The organism is Xenorhabdus budapestensis (assembly GCF_017743015.1).
GTDB classification, from domain to species: domain Bacteria; phylum Pseudomonadota; class Gammaproteobacteria; order Enterobacterales; family Enterobacteriaceae; genus Xenorhabdus; species Xenorhabdus budapestensis.
Genome location: NZ_CP072455.1, coordinates 3767587 through 3786444, shown reverse-complemented (window position 1 = coordinate 3786444; position 18858 = coordinate 3767587). Strand labels below are relative to the sequence as shown.

Genomic DNA, 18858 nt, shown 5'->3' with positions numbered 1-18858 from the left:
ACCCCAATTAACTTTATGAGGTCTAAAATGGCAACTGTTTCCATGCGCGATATGCTACAAGCGGGCGTTCACTTCGGTCACCAGACTCGTTACTGGAACCCAAAAATGAAACCTTTCATCTTTGGCGCTCGTAACAAAGTTCATATCATCAATCTGGAAAAAACTGTTCCAATGTTCAATGATGCTTTGGCAGAACTGAACAAAATTGCTTCCCGTAAAGGCAAAATTCTGTTTGTTGGCACCAAACGTGCTGCAAGCGAAGCAGTAAAAGAAGCAGCACTGAGCTGTGACCAATACTTTGTTAACCACCGTTGGTTGGGTGGTATGCTGACCAACTGGAAAACTGTTCGTCAGTCAATTAAACGTCTGAAAGATCTGGAAGTTCAGTCTCAGGACGGTACTTTTGACAAGCTGACCAAGAAAGAAGCGCTGATGCGTTCTCGTGAACTTGGCAAGCTGGAAAACAGCCTGGGCGGTATCAAAGACATGGGCGGCCTGCCTGATGCTCTGTTTGTTATCGATGCTGAACACGAACATATTGCTATCAAAGAAGCAAACAACCTGGGTATCCCAGTATTCTCTGTTGTTGATACTAATTCTGATCCAGATGGTGTTGATTTCATCATCCCTGGTAACGACGATGCAATCCGTGCAGTAAAACTGTACCTGAACGCTGCGGCGACTGCTGTTCGTGAAGGCCGTTCACAAGATCTGGTTGTTCAGGCCGAAGAAGGTCTTGTAGACGCTGAATAATAAGGCATGCTCGTTCTTGAGCCCCTTATTGACCAGGTATTGAAATATATTGGTTAGGGGGCCTGTTATGGCCCCCTTTACTTATCTGATATAGAACTACTATCTGATAACTTTCCACGCGGAATATTATCTTCCCGCGAGACACATCGAGGAATGAAACAAATGGCTGACATTACCGCTGCTCTGGTAAAAGAACTGCGTGAGCGTACTGGCGCAGGCATGATGGAATGTAAAAAAGCACTGGTTGAAGCAAATGGTGATATCGAGCTGGCGATCGATAACATGCGTAAATCAGGTCAGGCAAAAGCAGCTAAAAAAGCAGGCCGTGTTGCGGCTGAAGGCGTTATCCTGGTTGAAGTTTCAGCTGATGCTAAATTCGCAGGTATTGTTGAACTGAACTGTGAAACTGACTTCGTTGCTAAAGATTCAGGTTTCCTGGCATTCGGTAAAGAAGTTATTGCTTCCGTTATGGCTGACAAAAACGCTGACATCGATGCACTGAAAGCTAAGTTCGAAGAACAGCGCACTGCTCTGGTAGCGAAAATCGGTGAAAATATCAACATCCGTCGCGTTGCTATTCTGGAAGGTGAAGCGGTAGGTTCTTACCTGCACGGTGCTCGTATCGGTGTTCTGGTTGCTGCTGAAGGCGCAAATGAAGAGCTGATCAAACACATCGCAATGCACGTTGCTGCAAGCAAGCCAGAATATGTAAACCCAACTGACGTTCCTGCTGACGTTGTTGAGCGTGAGCATCAGATCCAGCTGGACATCGCTATGCAGTCTGGTAAACCACGTGAAATCGCAGAGAAAATGGTTTCTGGCCGTATGAACAAATTCACCGGCGAAATCTCTCTGACTGGTCAGAATTTCGTGATGGATCCAAGCAAAACTGTTGGTGCTCTGTTGAAAGAAAACAATGCTAAAGTTATCGACTTTATTCGCTTCGAAGTGGGCGAAGGCATTGAGAAAGTTGAAGCTGATTTCGCAGCAGAAGTTGCTGCAATGAGCAAACAATCTTAATTGTTTAAACGGAGCCGCCGATTGGCGGTTCTGTTTTATTTCAAGATGAATTTTACATCTGGCTGCATAGCATGGATGTGTAGTAATTGAATAAATCGTAGTAATCCCCAATAATCCTTATCTGCTTAGGACTGAACACCATGGCAACCAATGCAAAACCCGTATATCAGAGAATCCTGCTTAAGCTCAGTGGAGAAGCCCTGCAAGGCGCAGAAGGTTTTGGTATCGATGCCAGCGTTTTAGACCGTATGGCTCAGGAAATCAAAGAACTGGTTGAGCTGGGTATTGAGGTCGGTGTCGTTATTGGCGGAGGTAACCTGTTTCGTGGAGCCGGGTTGGCTGAAGCAGGAATGAACCGTGTAGTCGGCGACCACATGGGCATGTTGGCGACCGTGATGAACGGTCTGGCAATGCGTGACGCCTTACACCGCGCCTATGTGAACGCCCGTTTGATGTCCGCTATCCCGCTGAATGGCGTATGTGACAACTATAGTTGGGCTGAAGCTATCAGCTTACTGCGTCACGGTCGTGTTGTTATTTTCTCGGCAGGTACTGGCAACCCGTTCTTTACGACAGATTCCGCAGCTTGCTTGCGTGGCATTGAAATTGAAGCGGATGTTGTGTTAAAAGCAACCAAAGTTGACGGGGTCTATTCTGCTGATCCTACAAAAAATCCTGAAGCCGTTCTCTATAATAAGCTTACTTATCAGGAAGTATTGGAGCGTGAATTGAAAGTCATGGATCTCGCAGCCTTTACACTGGCCCGTGACCATAACCTGCCAATTCGTGTTTTCAATATGAACAAACCAGGTGCACTTCGTCGTGTTGTCATGGGGGAAAGTGAAGGTACATTGATTTCTCACGGCTGATTTATCACTTCCCGTACTCAGAGACATCGGTGAAATTTGACGGTATTATCAGCGTTCTGATACGCCGAGTTTAATGACACAGGGCCATAAAATATCATGTTAATATTTATGGTCTAGAACATAACCAGCTCCCAAGGGTTTATAACGTGATTAATGAAATCAAAAAAGACGCACAAGACCGCATGGAAAAAAGCGTCGAAGCACTGAAAAACCAAATCAGCAAGGTGCGTACTGGCCGTGCTTCTCCTAGCCTGTTGGATGGCATCAGCGTTGAATATTACGGCGCTGCAACGCCATTGCGTCAGATCGCGAACGTTGTTGCCGAAGATGCGCGTACTTTAGCGATCACGGTATTTGATCGTTCTATGACCGCAGCTGTTGAAAAAGCGATTATGGCTTCTGATCTGGGTTTAAACCCATCTTCCGCTGGAACCATCATTCGCGTTCCTCTGCCACCACTGACTGAAGAACGTCGTAAAGATCTGATTAAGGTCGTTCGTGGTGATGCAGAACAAGGTCGTGTGTCCATTCGTAATATCCGCCGTGATGCTAACGATAAGGTTAAAGCACTGCTGAAAGATAAAGAAATCAGTGAAGATGAAGAACGTCGTTCACAGGACGATATTCAGAAACTGACTGATAGTTTCATCAAAAAGATTGATGAAGCACTGGCGAATAAAGAAGCAGAATTGATGGATTTCTAAGTTGCCATTTCTCGAATCAACGCCGCAGCCTTGCGGCGTTGTTCTTATTATTTGATATTACTAATATTCCATTTCGTATCACATTTCTTTCTCAAGCAATGGACATAACGATCAGGACAGATCAAACTATTGCGATTTTATGTCAGTAGAATACTTAGAGTATAAAAATGAAACGCTTAACTATCCTCGGTTCAACGGGGTCCGTCGGGAAAAGTACGCTCTCAGTTGTCAGAAATAACCCAGATAAATTCCGAGTTGTGGCACTTGTCGCCGGGAAAAATAGCGAACTTATGGCACAACAATGTTTGGAGTTTCAGCCTCAGTATGCTGCAATGGCAGATGAATATTCAGCAACAGAATTGCGGAATTTATTGCAGGAACAAGGCAGCCAGATCGAAGTCCTGTCTGGAAAAGATGCCATTTGTGATTTAGCGGCGCTGGGAGATGTCGATCAAGTCATGTCTGCCATTGTTGGTATCGCTGGGTTACTGCCAACACTGGCGGCGATTCGCAAGGGTAAGCAAGTTCTGCTGGCTAATAAAGAATCTCTTATTACTAGTGGCCGCCTGTTTATGGAGGCGGTTAGCCAATATAAAGCGCAATTACTGCCGATTGATAGCGAACATAATGCTATTTTCCAAAGTCTGCCTGAATCAGTGCAACATAACCTCGGTACTGCGAGTTTAAAAGATCATGGTATCTCCAGTATTATTTTGACAGGCTCCGGTGGACCATTCCGCAAAACACCCTTGGAAATATTACCTCATGTTACACCTGATGAGGCCTGTGCTCACCCAATCTGGTCAATGGGGCGTAAAATTTCCGTTGACTCTGCAACAATGATGAATAAAGGGTTGGAATATATTGAAGCCCGTAATCTGTTCAATGCTTCTGCTGATGAAATGGAAGTGCTGTTACATCCGCAATCAGTGATCCACTCAATGGTTCGTTACCATGATGGTAGTATCATTGCGCAATTGGGAACACAGGATATGTGTACTCCGATAGCTTATGGTATGGCTTATCCTAGTCGCATTGTATCCGGTGCGAAACCACTGGATTTTACTGAACTTAGTACACTCACTTTTGAAGCGTTGGACTATCACCGCTATCCCTGCCTTAAATTGGCGATTGATGCATGTCATGAAGGTCAGGCTGCAACAACAGCATTGAATGCAGCTAATGAAGAAACCGTCAGTGCTTTTTTACAGAATAGAATTCGTTTTACTGATATCGCCATGGTGAATCTGCAGGTAGTTGAAAAATTAAGTTTATCTGAACCTCAAAGCATTGAGGAGGTCTTAGAAATCGATAACATCGCGAGAACTTTAGCGAAAGAGGCAATCAAAGCCTTTGCTAATTAGCGAATTTCGCTAAATAAGTATATGTTTGTTTGCGTTTGGGCAAATGATATAGTTCGCAGGTAAATTATAGTTGTTATAAGAGCCATTTCGATATTTGGCACACGTTTTTGCGGGCGTATATACCCGATAGATTCTGAGTTGTCGCACAGCCAACAACGAAAGAAGCAGCTTAAGAGATCAAGGGTATATCAGAGGTAAAGGCTTTCATTCGGGTTTATTCCAGAAATAGCCGTGGTAATCGTTAACACGGCTTTTTCATGTGTGAAAGTCTTGAACCAGTAAGAAGCCAGCTTATGTTATTTAAGGATTAGTTTGAGTGATATCGCCTAGTGATTGTGGCTCATCGCTAATGTTACCCAGACACGTTGCTATCATTATGGATGGTAATGGCCGCTGGGCAAAAAAGCGTGGGAAATTAAGAGTTTTTGGTCATCGTGCTGGAATTAAATCTGTACGAAGTGCTGTGAGCTTTTCGGTTAAGAATAACATCGAATCACTGACATTATATGCTTTCAGTAGTGAAAACTGGAATCGTCCACAACAAGAAGTCAGTTCATTGATGGAACTGTTTGTTTTTGCCCTTGATAATGAAGTGAAGAACTTACATAAGCACAATGTGAAATTGTCTGTTATTGGTGATATCAGTCGGTTTAGCCCACGGTTACAGGAACGTATCCGTCGTTCAGTTGAATTGACGGCGGACAATACCGGATTGCAGCTTAATATCGCCGCCAATTATGGAGGCCGTTGGGATTTGGTTCAGAGTGTCAAGCAAATTGTTGAGAAAGCCAGAGCAGATCAGCTTAATCCTGAGGAAATTACCGAAGCAACAGTAAGTAGTTTCATGAATTTGAGTCAGCAGTCTGATGTTGATTTAGTGATCAGAACAGGAGGCGAACATCGTATCAGTAATTTCCTGTTATGGCAGATCGCTTATGCAGAATTGTATTTTACCGATATACTTTGGCCTGATTTTGATGAAACAGCTTTTGAAGGTGCTATTCATGCCTTTGCCAAACGAGAACGCCGATTTGGCGGAACACCAGACGATGCCGAAGTGGGATCATAGGAGGAGAACTTGCTGAAGTACCGTCTTTTAACTACGTTAATATTAATTCCACTTGTTGTTGCAGCTCTGTTTTTACTTCCCCCCTCAGGATTTGGGTTGGTTGTCATTGCAGTTTCAGCACTTGCTGCATGGGAATGGGGGCAATTTGCCGGATTATTGACACAGGCTAAACGTGTTACTCTGGCAGTGTTGTGTACTGTGGGGTTGCTGGTCTTGCAATACTCTTTGGCAGATCTTACTCACCTTGCTGAAAAACCACAAATTGTATATCTATTGTGGGCAGGAATGCTCTGGTGGGCTGCGGCTATTTTATTAGTTATTGCGTATCCTGCTTCAGCTTCTATTTGGAAATCCTCCGTTACATTGCGCGTGTTATTTGGTTTTCTGACGATTGTGCCATTTTATTGTGGAATGATGGTGCTACGTACCCAAGGATATGAAAATAATACTTATCACGGTGCGTGGTGGTTGTTGTATGTGATGTTGCTGGTGTGGGCTGCTGATTCGGGGGCTTACATTTTTGGTCGCACATTAGGTAAACACAAAATGGCACCTAAAGTGTCTCCGGGCAAAACGCTTGAAGGACTGGCTGGTGGATTGTTAACTGCTGCGCTTATATCATGGTTGTTCAGTAAATTTGCCCCAGTGCCTGTTATGCCTGAGAACTTATTGTTGATTTCCGCCATCGTTGTTATTGCATCTGTTTTCGGCGACCTGACCGAGAGTATGTTCAAGCGGGAATCAGGAATTAAAGACAGCAGTCAGTTGATCCCAGGGCATGGCGGTGTGCTGGACAGGGTAGACAGTTTGACTGCGGCGGTTCCTGTTTTTGCAGGGCTGGTAATGTTAATTTCTTCTGGATTTGGTCTTTGAAGGTACATTAATGGATATTCTCTGGAATCTGGCTGCATTTATTGTTGCATTGGGTGTGCTTATCACAGTGCATGAGTTTGGTCACTTTTGGGTGGCCAGACGATGTGGTATTTACGTTGAGCGTTTTTCCATCGGGTTTGGTAAAGCACTTTGGCGTCATACAGATAAACAGGGAACTGAATACGTTATTGCCCTTATTCCCTTGGGCGGATACGTCAAAATGCTTGATGAAAGGGTTGAAACTGTTGCTCCTGAACGTCGTCATATGGCATTCAACAACAAAACCATTGGTCAGCGTGCGGCAGTTGTCAGCGCTGGTCCAATCGCAAACTTTATTCTGGCTGTTGTCGCTTATTGGTTAGTTTTTGTGATCGGTGTGCCTTCGGTACGCCCGGTGGTTTTGGATATCAAACCCGATTCTATAGCAGCGCAGGCAAATATTTTGCCCGGGATGGAACTAAAAGCTGTTGACGGTATCGAAACTCTTGATTGGAACTCAGCAAGGCTGGCGTTAGTGAGTAAAGTTGGTGAATCCTCCGTTGAGGTGAATGTAGCACTAATGGACTCTTCCGATGCCATTCAAAAGACACTGGATTTGCGACATTGGGCATTTGATCCATCCAAACAGGATATCTTGCTATCTTTAGGAATTATGCCTGTTATTCCGCACCCCAGTTCTCAGGTGGATAAAATCCATCTTGGTTCGGCAGCCGAAAAAGCGGGTTTACAAAGTGGGGACAGGATCGTTAAAGTCAATGGTCAGGATATAGATGTCTGGCACAGTTTTGCATCTTATGTCAGGAAGAATCCGAATATTCCTCTAAAATTGGACGTTGCGAGAGCTGGCAGTATGATCACTTTATCATTGACCCCAGCTGCTAAAAAGCTTTCCGATGGGCGTGAAATAGGTTTTGCTGGTATCGAATTTAAAATCATCCCACTGGCGGATGAATACAAAACAGTTCAACAATATGGGCCATTCTATGCTTTTTATGAGGCTGGGGATAAAACCTGGCAATTGATGAAGCTGACCGTCAATATGATTGGCAAATTGATTGTTGGGGATGTAAAACTCAATAACCTCAGCGGCCCTATTTCCATAGCCAAGGGAGCCGGTGTATCGGCTGATTCTGGCTTGGTGTATTATTTGATGTTTTTGGCGCTAATCAGTGTCAATCTTGGGATCATTAACTTGTTCCCATTACCTGTACTAGATGGTGGACACTTGCTTTTCCTTGTTATCGAGAAGATCAAGGGAGGGCCGGTTTCCGAGCGTGTACAAGACTTCAGTTATCGCATTGGTGCTATATTGCTGGTGTTATTAATGGGGCTTGCACTTTTCAATGATTTCTCCCGCTTTTAAGGTGGGAGACCAGTTAGGAAAACGCATAACAACGATGGCGATGAAAAAGTTGCTCATAGCGTCGCTGCTGCTCGGCAGCGCCACTGCATACGGTTCAGACGGATTCGTAGTTCGGGACATTCATTTTGAGGGTCTTCAACGTGTCACCGTTGGTGCAGCATTATTGAATATGCCTGTTCGCGTCGGTGATACAGTCAGCGATGAAGATATCAGTCGCACGATACATGCCCTGTTCGCGACTGGAAACTTTGAAGATGTTCGTGTCTTGCGTGATGGCAATTCACTGGTTGTTCAGGTAAAAGAACGGCCAACCATCGCCAGCATTACTTTCTCCGGTAACAAGGCGGTGAAAGATGACATGCTCAAGAAAAACCTTGAGGCCTCCCGTATTCGTGTTGGTGAAGCCCTTGACCGCACTATGCTGTCGAATATCGAAAAGGGGCTGGAAGATTTCTACTATAGTGTTGGTAAATACAATGCCACAGTAAAAGCCGTTGTCACACCACTTCCCCGCAACCGTGTTGACCTGAAACTTGTCTTTTCCGAAGGTATTTCTGCTAAAATTCAGCAGATTAATATTGTTGGTAATAAAACCTTTGCTACCAATGAATTGCTCGATAATTTCCAACTCAGGGACGATGTTCCGTGGTGGAACCTGACAGCTAATCAGAAATATCAAAAACAGGAGTTAGACGGTGATCTTGAAAAACTGCGTAGTTTCTATCTTGATAGGGGTTATGCCCGTTTCAACATTGATTCGACTCAAGTTAATCTGACACCTGATAAAAAAGGGATTTATATCACCATTAACATCACGGAAGGTGATCAATATAAAATCTCAGGTGTTGATGTAAATGGTAATTTAGCAGGATACCAATCTGAAATAACGAAACTGACTAATATTAAACCTGGTTCATTGTATAATGGAACAGGAGTGACCCATATGGAAATGGCGATCAAATATTTTCTTGGCCGCTATGGTTACGCCTACCCTCGGGTCATGACACAACCTGAAATCAATGATGTAGACAAAACTGTGAAACTCCATGTCAACGTAGATGCAGGTAACCGTTTCTATGTCCGTAGCATACGTTTCACTGGTAATGACACCAGTAAAGACTCAGTATTACGCCGTGAAATGCGTCAGATGGAAGGGGCATGGCTAGGTAATGATCTGGTTGAGTATGGAAAAGAACGCCTCAATCGTTTGGGCTATTTTGAAACGGTTGATGTTGCAACCGAACGTGTACCGGGCAGCCCTGACCAGGTTGATGTAGTTTATAAAGTTAAAGAGCGTAATACGGGCTCCATGAACTTTGGGGTTGGTTTTGGTACTGAAAGTGGTATGAGTTTTCAGGTCGGAGTTCAGCAGGATAACTGGCTGGGAACAGGTAATGCCGTGGGTATCAATGCCAGCAAAAATGATTACTCAACGTCTGCGGATTTGTCCTTTACGAACCCTTACTTCACTGTTAACGGTGTGAGTCTGGGGGGGCGGCTGTTTTATAATGATTTCCGTGCTGATGACGCCTCTCTTTCCAACTATACCAACAAATCATACGGTACAGATGGTTCTTTTGGTATTCCGTTGAATGAAAATAACTCGTTATACTTCAGATTAGGCTATGTTCATAACTCATTATCTAATATACGTCCTCAGTTAGCGATGTGGCGTTATATGAAGAAAATGGGTAAAGAGCCGGGGTTTACGGATAAGGTCAAGTTTGATGCCAATGACTTTATGCTGACAGTTGGCTGGAATTACAATAGCCTTGACCGTGGTTTCTTCCCGACTTACGGGATTAAAGCAGGGCTGGATACGAGAATCACTGTGCCTGGCTCAGATAACCAGTTCTATAAAGTTACTCTGAACTCTGCGGGTTATTACCCTATTGATGACGATCATTCATGGGTCATAATGGGACGTGCGCGTTTGGGCTATGGTGGCGGTTTCGGTGGCAAGGAAATGCCATTCTATGAAAACTTCTATGCAGGTGGTTCCACTAGTGTTCGAGGTTTCCGCCCCAATAATATTGGCCCAAAAGCAGTTTATCTCAAAAAAGGGAAAGATGGTCTGCCTGAAGTTGATAGCAAGGCAGTATCCCAGGATGGTAATGCAACATATCTCAAGAAATGGAAATATGGTCTGCCTGAAGCTGGTAGCAGGGGAGTATCCCAGGATGCAGTAGGTGGTAATGCAACAGCAGTTGTCAGCTTCGAGCTGATTACGCCAACGCCGTTCCTGGATGCAAAATATTCTAACTCTGTGCGGACGTCTCTGTTTGTAGATGCAGGAACAGTATGGGATACCAACTGGAGCAATGTTTACGCTGGTTTACCTGATTACAGTAAGCCGAATAATATCCGTGTTTCTACTGGTATTGCGTTGCAATGGTTATCACCATTGGGACCTCTAACATTCTCTTATGCTCAGCCAATTAAAGATTATAAAGGGGATAGAACAGAGCAATTCCAGTTTAATATTGGTGGGACCTGGTAAAAAATCAATCGTTCTTGGTGGAAAGTCGTCTTATTATTAAATAAGGCGATTATAAATGTCCCAACATGTAACTAGCGTAAGTCAAAGGAGTTTATAGTGAAGAAAGTACTGTGTGCAGCAAGCCTTGGTATCGCATTAGCTTTTTCTGCTGGTGTCCAGGCGGCAGAAAAGATCGCTATCGTGAATGTTGGTGAAATATTCCAGCAACTGCCTGCTCATGAAGCTGTTACAAAACAGTTGGAAAACGAGTTTAAAGGCCGCGCATCCGATTTACAGCGTATGGAATCCGACTTGCAGTCTCAGCTCCAAAAATTGCAGCGTGATGGCTCAACCATGAAGGCGAGTGAGCGCGAAAAATTAGAAAAGGAAGTGCTGACTAAACGTAATGAATTTGCACAAAAAGCACAGGCTTTTGAAAATGATAACCGTCGTCGTCAAATGGAAGAACGTAACAAGCTCTTGGGTCGAATTCAGGATGCAGTTAAAGTGGTTGCAGGTAAAGAAGGTTATGACCTTGTTCTTGATGCAAATACCGCAGTATATGCTGCATCTGGTAAAGATATTACCTCAGAAGTATTGAAGCAGGTTAAATAAATAAATGGTTTCAATTCGATTGGCTGACCTTGCTCAGCAGTTGAATGCGCAATTACATGGTGATGGCAATATCGTCATCACTGGTATTGCCCCTATGTATTCAGCAAATAGCGAACAAGTTACATTTTTATCGGATAGCCATTATACCGAGAAACTTGCAGAGTGTCAGGCAGCGGCTGTTGTGCTGCGCGAAGCCTATTTACCTCATTGTAAGGTTGCAGCGCTGGTGGTTGATAATCCTTATCTTGCCTATGCACGCATGGCGCAAATCATGGATACAACACCACGACCTGCGCAGGATATCCATCCATCAGCAGTGATTTCTCCAGAAGCAACATTGGGCAGAAATGTTGCAATTGGGGCAAATGCAGTTATCGAATCAGGTGTTGTGCTTGGTGATAACGTTATCATTGGTGCAGGTTGTTTTATTGGCAAAAATGTGTGCATTGGTACAGGAACTCGCTTTTGGGCCAATGTTTCTGTGTACCATAATGTTGAAATCGGTGAACAATGCCTCATTCAGTCAGGGGCTGTTATAGGCTCTGATGGTTTTGGTTATGCCAATGATCGCGGTAATTGGATTAAAATCCCTCAGTTAGGCACGGTAATGATTGGTGATCGTGTTGAAATAGGTTCCTGTACTACTATAGATCGTGGTGCTCTGGATAACACTATCATCGGTAATGGTGTTATCATTGACAACCAATGCCAAATTGCTCACAACGTCACAATTGGTGATAACACTGCAATAGCGGGTGGTGTCATTTTGGCGGGGAGCCTGAAAATTGGTCGTTATTGTATGATTGGTGGAGCCAGTGTCATAAGCGGACATATGGAAATCTGTGATAAAGTAAGCGTGACTGGTATGAGCATGGTGATACGCCCTATTACTGAGCCGGGTGTATATTCATCTGGTATGCCAGCACAGCAGAATAGAGTTTGGCGTAAGACTGCTGCTTTGGTAATGAATATTAACGAAATGAATAAGCGGCTTAAATCTGTGGAACGCCAGCTTGAAGGTGACAGCAAGTAATCATACAAACGTTTTGGTTGAGCTTTTATTTTTGCGGCCTGTCTGATAACTCTTCCGGGAGTTGACGCAGGCCGTGTCGTTAATGCTGTATGTTTTGACAATATTGTTTAATAACACATTTTTTGATACTACGATTGAAATATAGACAGGAAGAGTATTTAGATGAGTGATAATCATACTCTGCAATTTGAAGAAATTTTGGATTTACTACCTCACCGCTACCCTTTTTTGCTGGTAGACCGTGTCTTGGATTTTGAGGAAGGCAAGTTTCTACGAGCAGTTAAAAATGTAACGTTTAATGAGCCATTTTTTCAGGGGCATTTCCCGGGTAAGCCGATTTTTCCTGGCGTATTGATCCTTGAAGCAATGGCCCAGGCAACTGGAATTCTGGCATTCAAAAGTGTTGGAAAACTGAAGTCAGGAGAATTGTATTACTTTGCAGCTATTGATGGTGCGCGTTTTAAACGTCCGGTTTTACCGGGTGACCAGATGATTTTAGAAGTAGAATTTATTAAAGAACGCCGTGGTGTTGCACGTTTCAGAGGTGTAGCAAAAGTCGATGGAGAAGTGGCTTGCGAAGCTGAAATGATGTGTGCCCGCCGCCGTGAGGCTTAATGTATGATAGATCTGACTGCTACTATCCATCCCTCTTCTATTATTGAAGAGGGAGCTGTTATTGGTGCCAGTGTTCGCATTGGCCCATTTTGTTATATCGGTCCGCAAGTAGAAATTGGTGAAGGGACTGAACTGAAATCTCACGTTGTGATCAATGGGATAACTAGGATTGGTCGTGATAACCAGATTTATCAATTTTCGTCAATTGGTGAAGTCAACCAGGATCTCAAATATCAGGGTGAACCCACTCGTGTTGAAATCGGTGATCGTAACCGTATCCGCGAAAGCGTGTCGATTCACCGTGGCACTGTCCAGGGCGGCGGTGTAACCAAAGTTGGCAGTGATAATTTGCTGATGATTAATGCCCATATTGCCCATGATTGTATTGTCGGTGATCGTTGTATCATTGCTAATAACGGTACATTGGGGGGGCATGTTATTCTTGGTGATTATGTGATTATCGGTGGAATGACGGCAGTTCATCAATTTTGCCAGATTGGTTCCCATGTTATGGTGGGTGGTTGTTCCGGCGTTGCTCAGGACGTGCCTCCTTATGTTATTGCACAGGGTAACCATGCCACGCCTTTCGGTTTGAATATTGAAGGTCTGAAACGTCGTGGATTTGATAAAGAATCGCTGCACGCTATTCGTAATGTGTATAAGGAACTTTATCGCAGTGGAAAAACCTTGGAAGAAGCCAGAAAAGAGATTGAAATTCAGGCTACAAACAACCCACATGTGAAAGTATTCAGTGATTTTCTGGCGAGTTCAGCAAAATCCAGTCGTGGCATCATTCGTTAAGTAGATGAAGGATACTCCTTTGACTACCTTTTCTTCTGTTAATAATCAGCGTTCACTGATAATTGGCTTAGTCGCCGGAGAAACATCCGGTGATATCCTTGGTGCGGGGCTGATCCGTGCATTGAAAGCTAAAATCCCTGATGCCCGTTTTGTGGGTGTCGCAGGTCCTCTTATGCAAGCTGAAGGTTGTGAAGTCTGGTATGAGATGGAAGAACTGGCGGTCATGGGGATCGTTGAGGTTTTAGGGCGTTTGTCCCGCCTGTTGAATATTCGTAAAGATTTAACGACGCGTTTTACTGAGTTGAAACCAGATGTCTTTATTGGCATTGATGCTCCTGATTTCAATATCACCTTGGAAGGTCGGTTGAAACAACAGGGGATCAGAACTATCCATTACGTCAGCCCATCGGTATGGGCATGGCGTCAGAAACGGGTGTTCAAAATCGGTCGTGCGACAGATCTGGTACTGGCATTTTTGCCGTTTGAAAAAGCGTTCTATGATCGATTTAATGTTCCGTGCCGGTTTATTGGTCATACAATGGCAGATGCAATGCCGCTGCAAACTGATAAAACTGCCGCCAGGCAAACGTTAAATATTCCATTAGATGCTCATTGTCTAGCGCTTTTGCCAGGTAGCCGCCATGCCGAAGTAGAAATGCTGAGTACCGATTTTCTCAGAACTGTACAATTGCTAAGGAAGCATTTGCCTGATTTGCATGTATTGGTTCCATTGGTAAATGCCAAACGGCGTGAGCAATTCCAGCATATAAAAGATGAGATCGCACCGGAATTATCTATTCATTTATTAGATGGTAAAGCTCGTGAAGCCATGATTGCCAGCGATGCAACTTTACTGGCATCCGGTACAGCAGCACTGGAATGCATGCTGGCTAAATGCCCAATGGTAGTGGGCTATAGAATGAAACCTTTTACCTTCTGGTTGGCAAAGCGTTTGGTGAAAACACCTTATGTCTCCCTGCCTAATTTGTTGGCAGGTAAAGCGTTAGTCAAAGAGTTACTACAGGATGAATGCCAGCCAGAAGCACTGTCAGAGGCATTGCTGCCGCTCTTGCGTGGTGGTGCTGAGGTGGAAGCGTTGAAGCAGACCTTCCTGCATTTGCATGAAAGTATTCGTTGTGATGCCGATGAGCAGGCGGCACAGGCGGTACTGGAGTTAGTGAGAAGATAATGAATTTTGTTTATCCTCAGGCGAATTTGATTGCCGGTGTTGATGAAGTTGGGCGTGGCCCGCTGGTAGGTGCAGTGGTTACTGCGGCAGTTATTCTTGATCCTGCCAACCCCATTGCAGGCTTGATGGATTCGAAAAAACTGACAGAAAAACGTCGTGAAGCGCTTTATCTGGAAATCAAAGAAAAAGCGTTGTGTTGGAGCCTTGGGCGCGCTGAGTCAGAAGAAATTGACCAGCTCAATATCCTCCATGCCACAATGCTTGCTATGCAGCGGGCTATTGCAGGTCTGGCTATTCAACCTGATTATGTTTTGATTGATGGAAATCGTTGCCCTGTATTATCGATGCCAGCACAGCCGGTAGTAAAAGGAGATAGTTTGGTAGCGGAGATCAGTGCCGCTTCTATTCTGGCAAAAGTAATACGAGACAGGGAAATGACTGAACTGGATAAACAGTTCCCTGAGTACGGTTTTGCGAAACACAAAGGTTATCCCACCGCCCTGCATTTGGAAAAACTGTCTCTGTTGGGGGCTACGGAACACCATCGTAGAAGTTTTGCGCCAGTCAAACGTGCGCTGGCTCTTGGATAAAAATCTGGAATAAGTATCTGGGCAGACTATGACAGAACCACGTTTTGTGCACTTACGTGTTCACAGTGATTATTCAATGATTGATGGCTTAGCCAAAACAGGCCCACTGGTAAAAAAAGTGGTCAAACTTGGTATGCCTGCATTTGCAATCACGGATTTTACTAACCTGTGTGGCTTGGTGAAATTCTATGGTAGTGCCCATAGTGCGGGTATTAAGCCCATAATTGGGGCCGATTTCTACATGGAAAGCGATCAGTTGGGTGATGAATACGCCCATCTGACCATTCTGGCCCGCAATAATGAAGGTTATCAGAATCTGACCTTACTGATTTCCGAAGCCTATCAGAAAGGCTATGGGGCAATTGGCCCAACTATCAAACAAGAGTGGCTGGTAAAACATAAAGCGGGGCTAATATTGCTGTCTGGCGGACGTATGGGTGATGTCGGCAAGTTTTTGTTGCGTGGCAACCATGTGTTAGTTGAGCAATGCCTCGATTTTTATCAGGAACACTTTCCAGATTGCTACTATTTGGAACTCATCCGCACCGGACGTCAGGATGAAGAGACTTATCTTCATGCTGCTGTTGAATTAGCAGCAGAAAAAAATCTTCCAATTGTAGCAACCAATGATGTCTGTTTTCTGGAAAGTGAAGATTTTGAGGCTCATGAAATTCGAGTTGCCATCCATGACGGCTATACACTCTCTGATCCTAAGCGTCCGAAAAAATACAGTCCTCAGCAATATCTGCGCAGTGAACAGGAGATGTGTGGGCTTTTTTCTGACATCCCTGAAGCATTAGAAAATAGCGTAGAAATTGCGAAACGTTGTAATGTTACGATCCGTCTTGATGAATATTTCTTGCCAAAATTCCCGACAGGGGGTATGAGCACTGAAGACTATCTGATTGAAAAATCAAAACAGGGTTTAGAGCAGCGCTTAACATTCCTTTATCCTGATCCGGCAATCAGGGCAGAAAAGCGAACAGAATATGATGAGCGTCTGGATGTTGAGTTGAAAGTGATCAACCAGATGGGATTTCCGGGCTACTTCCTGATCGTGATGGAATTTATCCAGTGGTCGAAAGATAACGGTGTACCAGTAGGGCCGGGACGTGGTTCTGGTGCAGGTTCTCTTGTCGCTTATGCCCTGAAAATTACTGACCTCGATCCACTTGAATTCGATTTACTGTTCGAACGTTTCCTTAACCCAGAACGTATTTCCATGCCTGACTTTGACGTTGATTTTTGTATGGAAAAACGCGATCAGGTTATTGAACACGTTGCTGATATGTACGGGCGAGATGCAGTATCACAGATCATCACTTTTGGTACGATGGCGGCAAAAGCGGTAATTCGTGATGTTGGGCGAGTACTTGGTCATCCCTATGGCTTCGTTGATCGGATATCAAAGTTGGTTCCCCTTGATCCGGGAATGACGCTGGAAAAGGCATTTGCAGCAGAGCCTCAGTTACCTGAAATTTACGAAGCGGATGAAGAAGTTAAGGCGCTGATTGACATGGCGCGTAAACTGGAAGGGGTGACTCGTAACGCAGGTAAACATGCGGGTGGGGTAGTTATTGCACCGACCAAAATCACCGATTTTGCTCCTATTTACTGCGATCCAGAAGGTCAGAACCCGGTCACCCAGTTTGACAAAAATGACGTGGAATATGCTGGATTAGTGAAGTTTGACTTCCTCGGGCTGAGAACATTAACCATCATAAACTGGGCACTTGAGATGGTGAATGCACGTCGTACTAAGAAAAATCTGGAGCCGATTGATATTGCGGCAATTCCACTGGATGACCAGAAAAGTTTCGACATGCTGCAACGTTCTGAAACGACTGCTGTGTTCCAGCTTGAATCCCGTGGCATGAAAGATTTGATCAAGCGTCTGCGCCCTGACTGTTTTGAAGACATGATCGCTCTGGTAGCACTGTTCCGTCCGGGGCCGCTGCAATCAGGCATGGTGGATAACTTTATCGACCGTAAACATGGGCGGGAAGAAATTTCTTATCCAGATGTCGAATGGCAACATGAGTCCTTAAAGCCTGTATTAGAGCCAACCTATGGCATTATCTTGTATCAGGAACAGGTGATGCAGATTGCACAGGTATTGGCGGGTTATACCCTCGGTGGTGCAGATATGTTGCGCCGTGCGATGGGTAAGAAAAAACCAGAGGAGATGGCTAAACAGCGCTCAGTATTTGAAGACGGCGCGGTAGAACAGGGGATAAATGGCGAACTTGCAATGAAAATCTTCGATTTAGTGGAGAAATTCGCAGGTTATGGCTTCAACAAATCTCATTCTGCTGCCTATGCGTTGGTTTCTTATCAGACATTATGGCTAAAAGCCCATTACCCGGCAGAATTTATGGCTGCCGTAATGACGGCTGATATGGATAATACAGAGAAAGTCGTTGGTTTGGTGGATGAGTGCTGGCGTATGGGGCTGAAAGTTTTGCCTCCTGATATCAATAGTGGCTTGTACCATTTTCACGTCAATGATGAAGGCGAAATTGTTTATGGCATTGGCGCGATCAAAGGTGTTGGTGAAGGGCCGATTGAAGCCATTATTGAAGCTCGTCAGAAAGGTGGGCACTTTAAAGAGCTGTTTGAGCTGTGTGCCCGCGTTGATATCAAAAAACTGAACCGCCGAGTGATGGAAAAACTGATTATGTCAGGCGCATTCGACAGGCTGGGGCCACACCGTGCAGCCTTAATGTCCTCACTGGAAGATGCTCTGAAAGCAGCGGATCAACATGCCAAGGCCGAGGCCATTGGTCAAACGGATATGTTTGGCGTGCTAGCAGAAAAGCCTGAACAAGTTGAGAATTCATATGCCAGTACGCCAAAATGGCCGGATCAGGTGGTATTGGATGGTGAGCGGGAGACTCTGGGGCTATATTTGACCGGTCATCCGATCACCGGTTATTTAAAAGAGATTGAACGATATACGAATGGATTACGTCTAAAAGACGTGAATCCAACACCTCGTGGGCAAGTTACAACTGTGGTAGGTTTGGTGCTGACATCCAAAATTGTAACGACCAAACGGGGTAATCGGATTGGTATCTGCACATTGGATGATCGCTCAGGGCGGCTGGAAGCCATGTTGTTCTCTGATGCCCTGGAAAGATATCAGCATTTGTTGGAGAAGGACAAAATTTTAATCGCAACCGGACAAGTCAGCTTTGATGACTTCAGTGGTGGGCTTAAAATGACTGCCCGGGAATTAATGGATATCAGTGAGGCCCGTGAAAAATTTGCGCGTGGGCTTGCTATCTCGTTGTCAGACAGGCAAATTGATGAACAATTATTGAACCGTCTTCGTGGCACATTGGAACCACATCGTTCAGGTACGATACCGGTTCATCTTTATTACCAGCGGGTGGATGCCCGTGCCCGTTTACGATTCGGGGCAACATGGCGGGTAACTCCAACGGATACCCTTTTGACAGATCTACGAACTCTGCTGGGTAGCGAGCAGGTAGAATTAGAATTTGACTAAAATAGGAACG

16 protein-coding genes are annotated in these 18858 nt (G+C 44.6%); all 16 read left to right on the top strand.

Annotated features, from left to right (window positions below; genetic code table 11):
* Positions 1-27 precede the first annotated feature (27 nt).
* A complete protein-coding gene (rpsB, locus tag HGO23_RS16680) occupies positions 28-753 on the top strand; it encodes a 30S ribosomal protein S2 (protein WP_099135025.1) in 726 nt (241 codons plus the stop codon).
* Between the two features lie 162 nt (positions 754-915).
* Complete coding sequence (tsf, locus tag HGO23_RS16675; RefSeq protein WP_099135024.1) at positions 916-1773, top strand: translation elongation factor Ts; 858 nt, start codon at positions 916-918, stop codon at positions 1771-1773.
* Positions 1774-1913: 140 nt separating this feature from the next.
* Positions 1914-2642 carry a UMP kinase gene (gene pyrH, locus HGO23_RS16670; RefSeq protein WP_099135023.1) on the top strand — a complete coding sequence of 243 codons (729 nt, stop codon included), beginning with the start codon at positions 1914-1916 and terminating at the stop codon, positions 2640-2642.
* Positions 2643-2788: 146 nt separating this feature from the next.
* The gene (gene frr / locus HGO23_RS16665) at positions 2789-3346 is read left to right on the top strand and encodes a ribosome recycling factor (RefSeq protein WP_047679441.1); all 558 of its coding nucleotides are present in this window, start codon (positions 2789-2791) and stop codon (positions 3344-3346) included.
* Between the two features lie 167 nt (positions 3347-3513).
* Positions 3514-4710 (top strand): 1-deoxy-D-xylulose-5-phosphate reductoisomerase, encoded by a 1197-nt coding sequence (ispC, locus tag HGO23_RS16660; protein WP_209027301.1) that lies wholly within the window; start codon positions 3514-3516, stop codon positions 4708-4710.
* Between the two features lie 349 nt (positions 4711-5059).
* The gene (ispU, locus tag HGO23_RS16655; RefSeq protein WP_209028811.1) at positions 5060-5779 is read left to right on the top strand and encodes a (2E,6E)-farnesyl-diphosphate-specific ditrans,polycis-undecaprenyl-diphosphate synthase; all 720 of its coding nucleotides are present in this window, start codon (positions 5060-5062) and stop codon (positions 5777-5779) included.
* A 9-nt stretch (positions 5780-5788) separates the two neighbouring features.
* A complete protein-coding gene (gene cdsA / locus HGO23_RS16650; protein WP_209027300.1) occupies positions 5789-6652 on the top strand; it encodes a phosphatidate cytidylyltransferase in 864 nt (287 codons plus the stop codon).
* A gap of 10 nt (positions 6653-6662) precedes the next feature.
* Positions 6663-8015 (top strand): sigma E protease regulator RseP, encoded by a 1353-nt coding sequence (gene rseP / locus HGO23_RS16645; protein ID WP_099135019.1) that lies wholly within the window; start codon positions 6663-6665, stop codon positions 8013-8015.
* Between the two features lie 34 nt (positions 8016-8049).
* On the top strand, positions 8050-10515 hold the full coding sequence (gene bamA, locus HGO23_RS16640; RefSeq protein ID WP_209027299.1) for an outer membrane protein assembly factor BamA: 2466 nt from the start codon (positions 8050-8052) through the stop codon (positions 10513-10515).
* Positions 10516-10611: 96 nt separating this feature from the next.
* Positions 10612-11109, top strand: a complete 498-nt coding sequence (gene skp, locus HGO23_RS16635; protein WP_209027298.1) for a molecular chaperone Skp — start codon at positions 10612-10614, stop codon at positions 11107-11109.
* A 4-nt stretch (positions 11110-11113) separates the two neighbouring features.
* A complete protein-coding gene (gene lpxD / locus HGO23_RS16630; RefSeq protein WP_099135017.1) occupies positions 11114-12142 on the top strand; it encodes a UDP-3-O-(3-hydroxymyristoyl)glucosamine N-acyltransferase in 1029 nt (342 codons plus the stop codon).
* Positions 12143-12304: 162 nt separating this feature from the next.
* On the top strand, positions 12305-12757 hold the full coding sequence (gene fabZ / locus HGO23_RS16625; protein ID WP_099135016.1) for a 3-hydroxyacyl-ACP dehydratase FabZ: 453 nt from the start codon (positions 12305-12307) through the stop codon (positions 12755-12757).
* Positions 12758-12760: 3 nt separating this feature from the next.
* A complete protein-coding gene (lpxA, locus tag HGO23_RS16620) occupies positions 12761-13558 on the top strand; it encodes an acyl-ACP--UDP-N-acetylglucosamine O-acyltransferase (protein WP_209027297.1) in 798 nt (265 codons plus the stop codon).
* A gap of 4 nt (positions 13559-13562) precedes the next feature.
* Positions 13563-14747: a lipid-A-disaccharide synthase gene (gene lpxB / locus HGO23_RS16615; RefSeq protein WP_099135014.1), complete on the top strand. Its 1185-nt coding sequence runs from the start codon at positions 13563-13565 to the stop codon at positions 14745-14747.
* Positions 14747-15337, top strand: coding sequence for a ribonuclease HII (gene rnhB, locus HGO23_RS16610; protein WP_209027296.1), 591 nt, complete (start codon positions 14747-14749; stop codon positions 15335-15337). The genes lpxB and rnhB overlap by 1 nt, the downstream gene beginning before the upstream one ends.
* 28 nt (positions 15338-15365) lie before the next feature.
* Entirely contained in the window at positions 15366-18848 is a 3483-nt protein-coding gene (gene dnaE, locus HGO23_RS16605) for a DNA polymerase III subunit alpha (protein ID WP_099135012.1), read from the top strand.
* Positions 18849-18858: the final 10 nt, after the last annotated feature.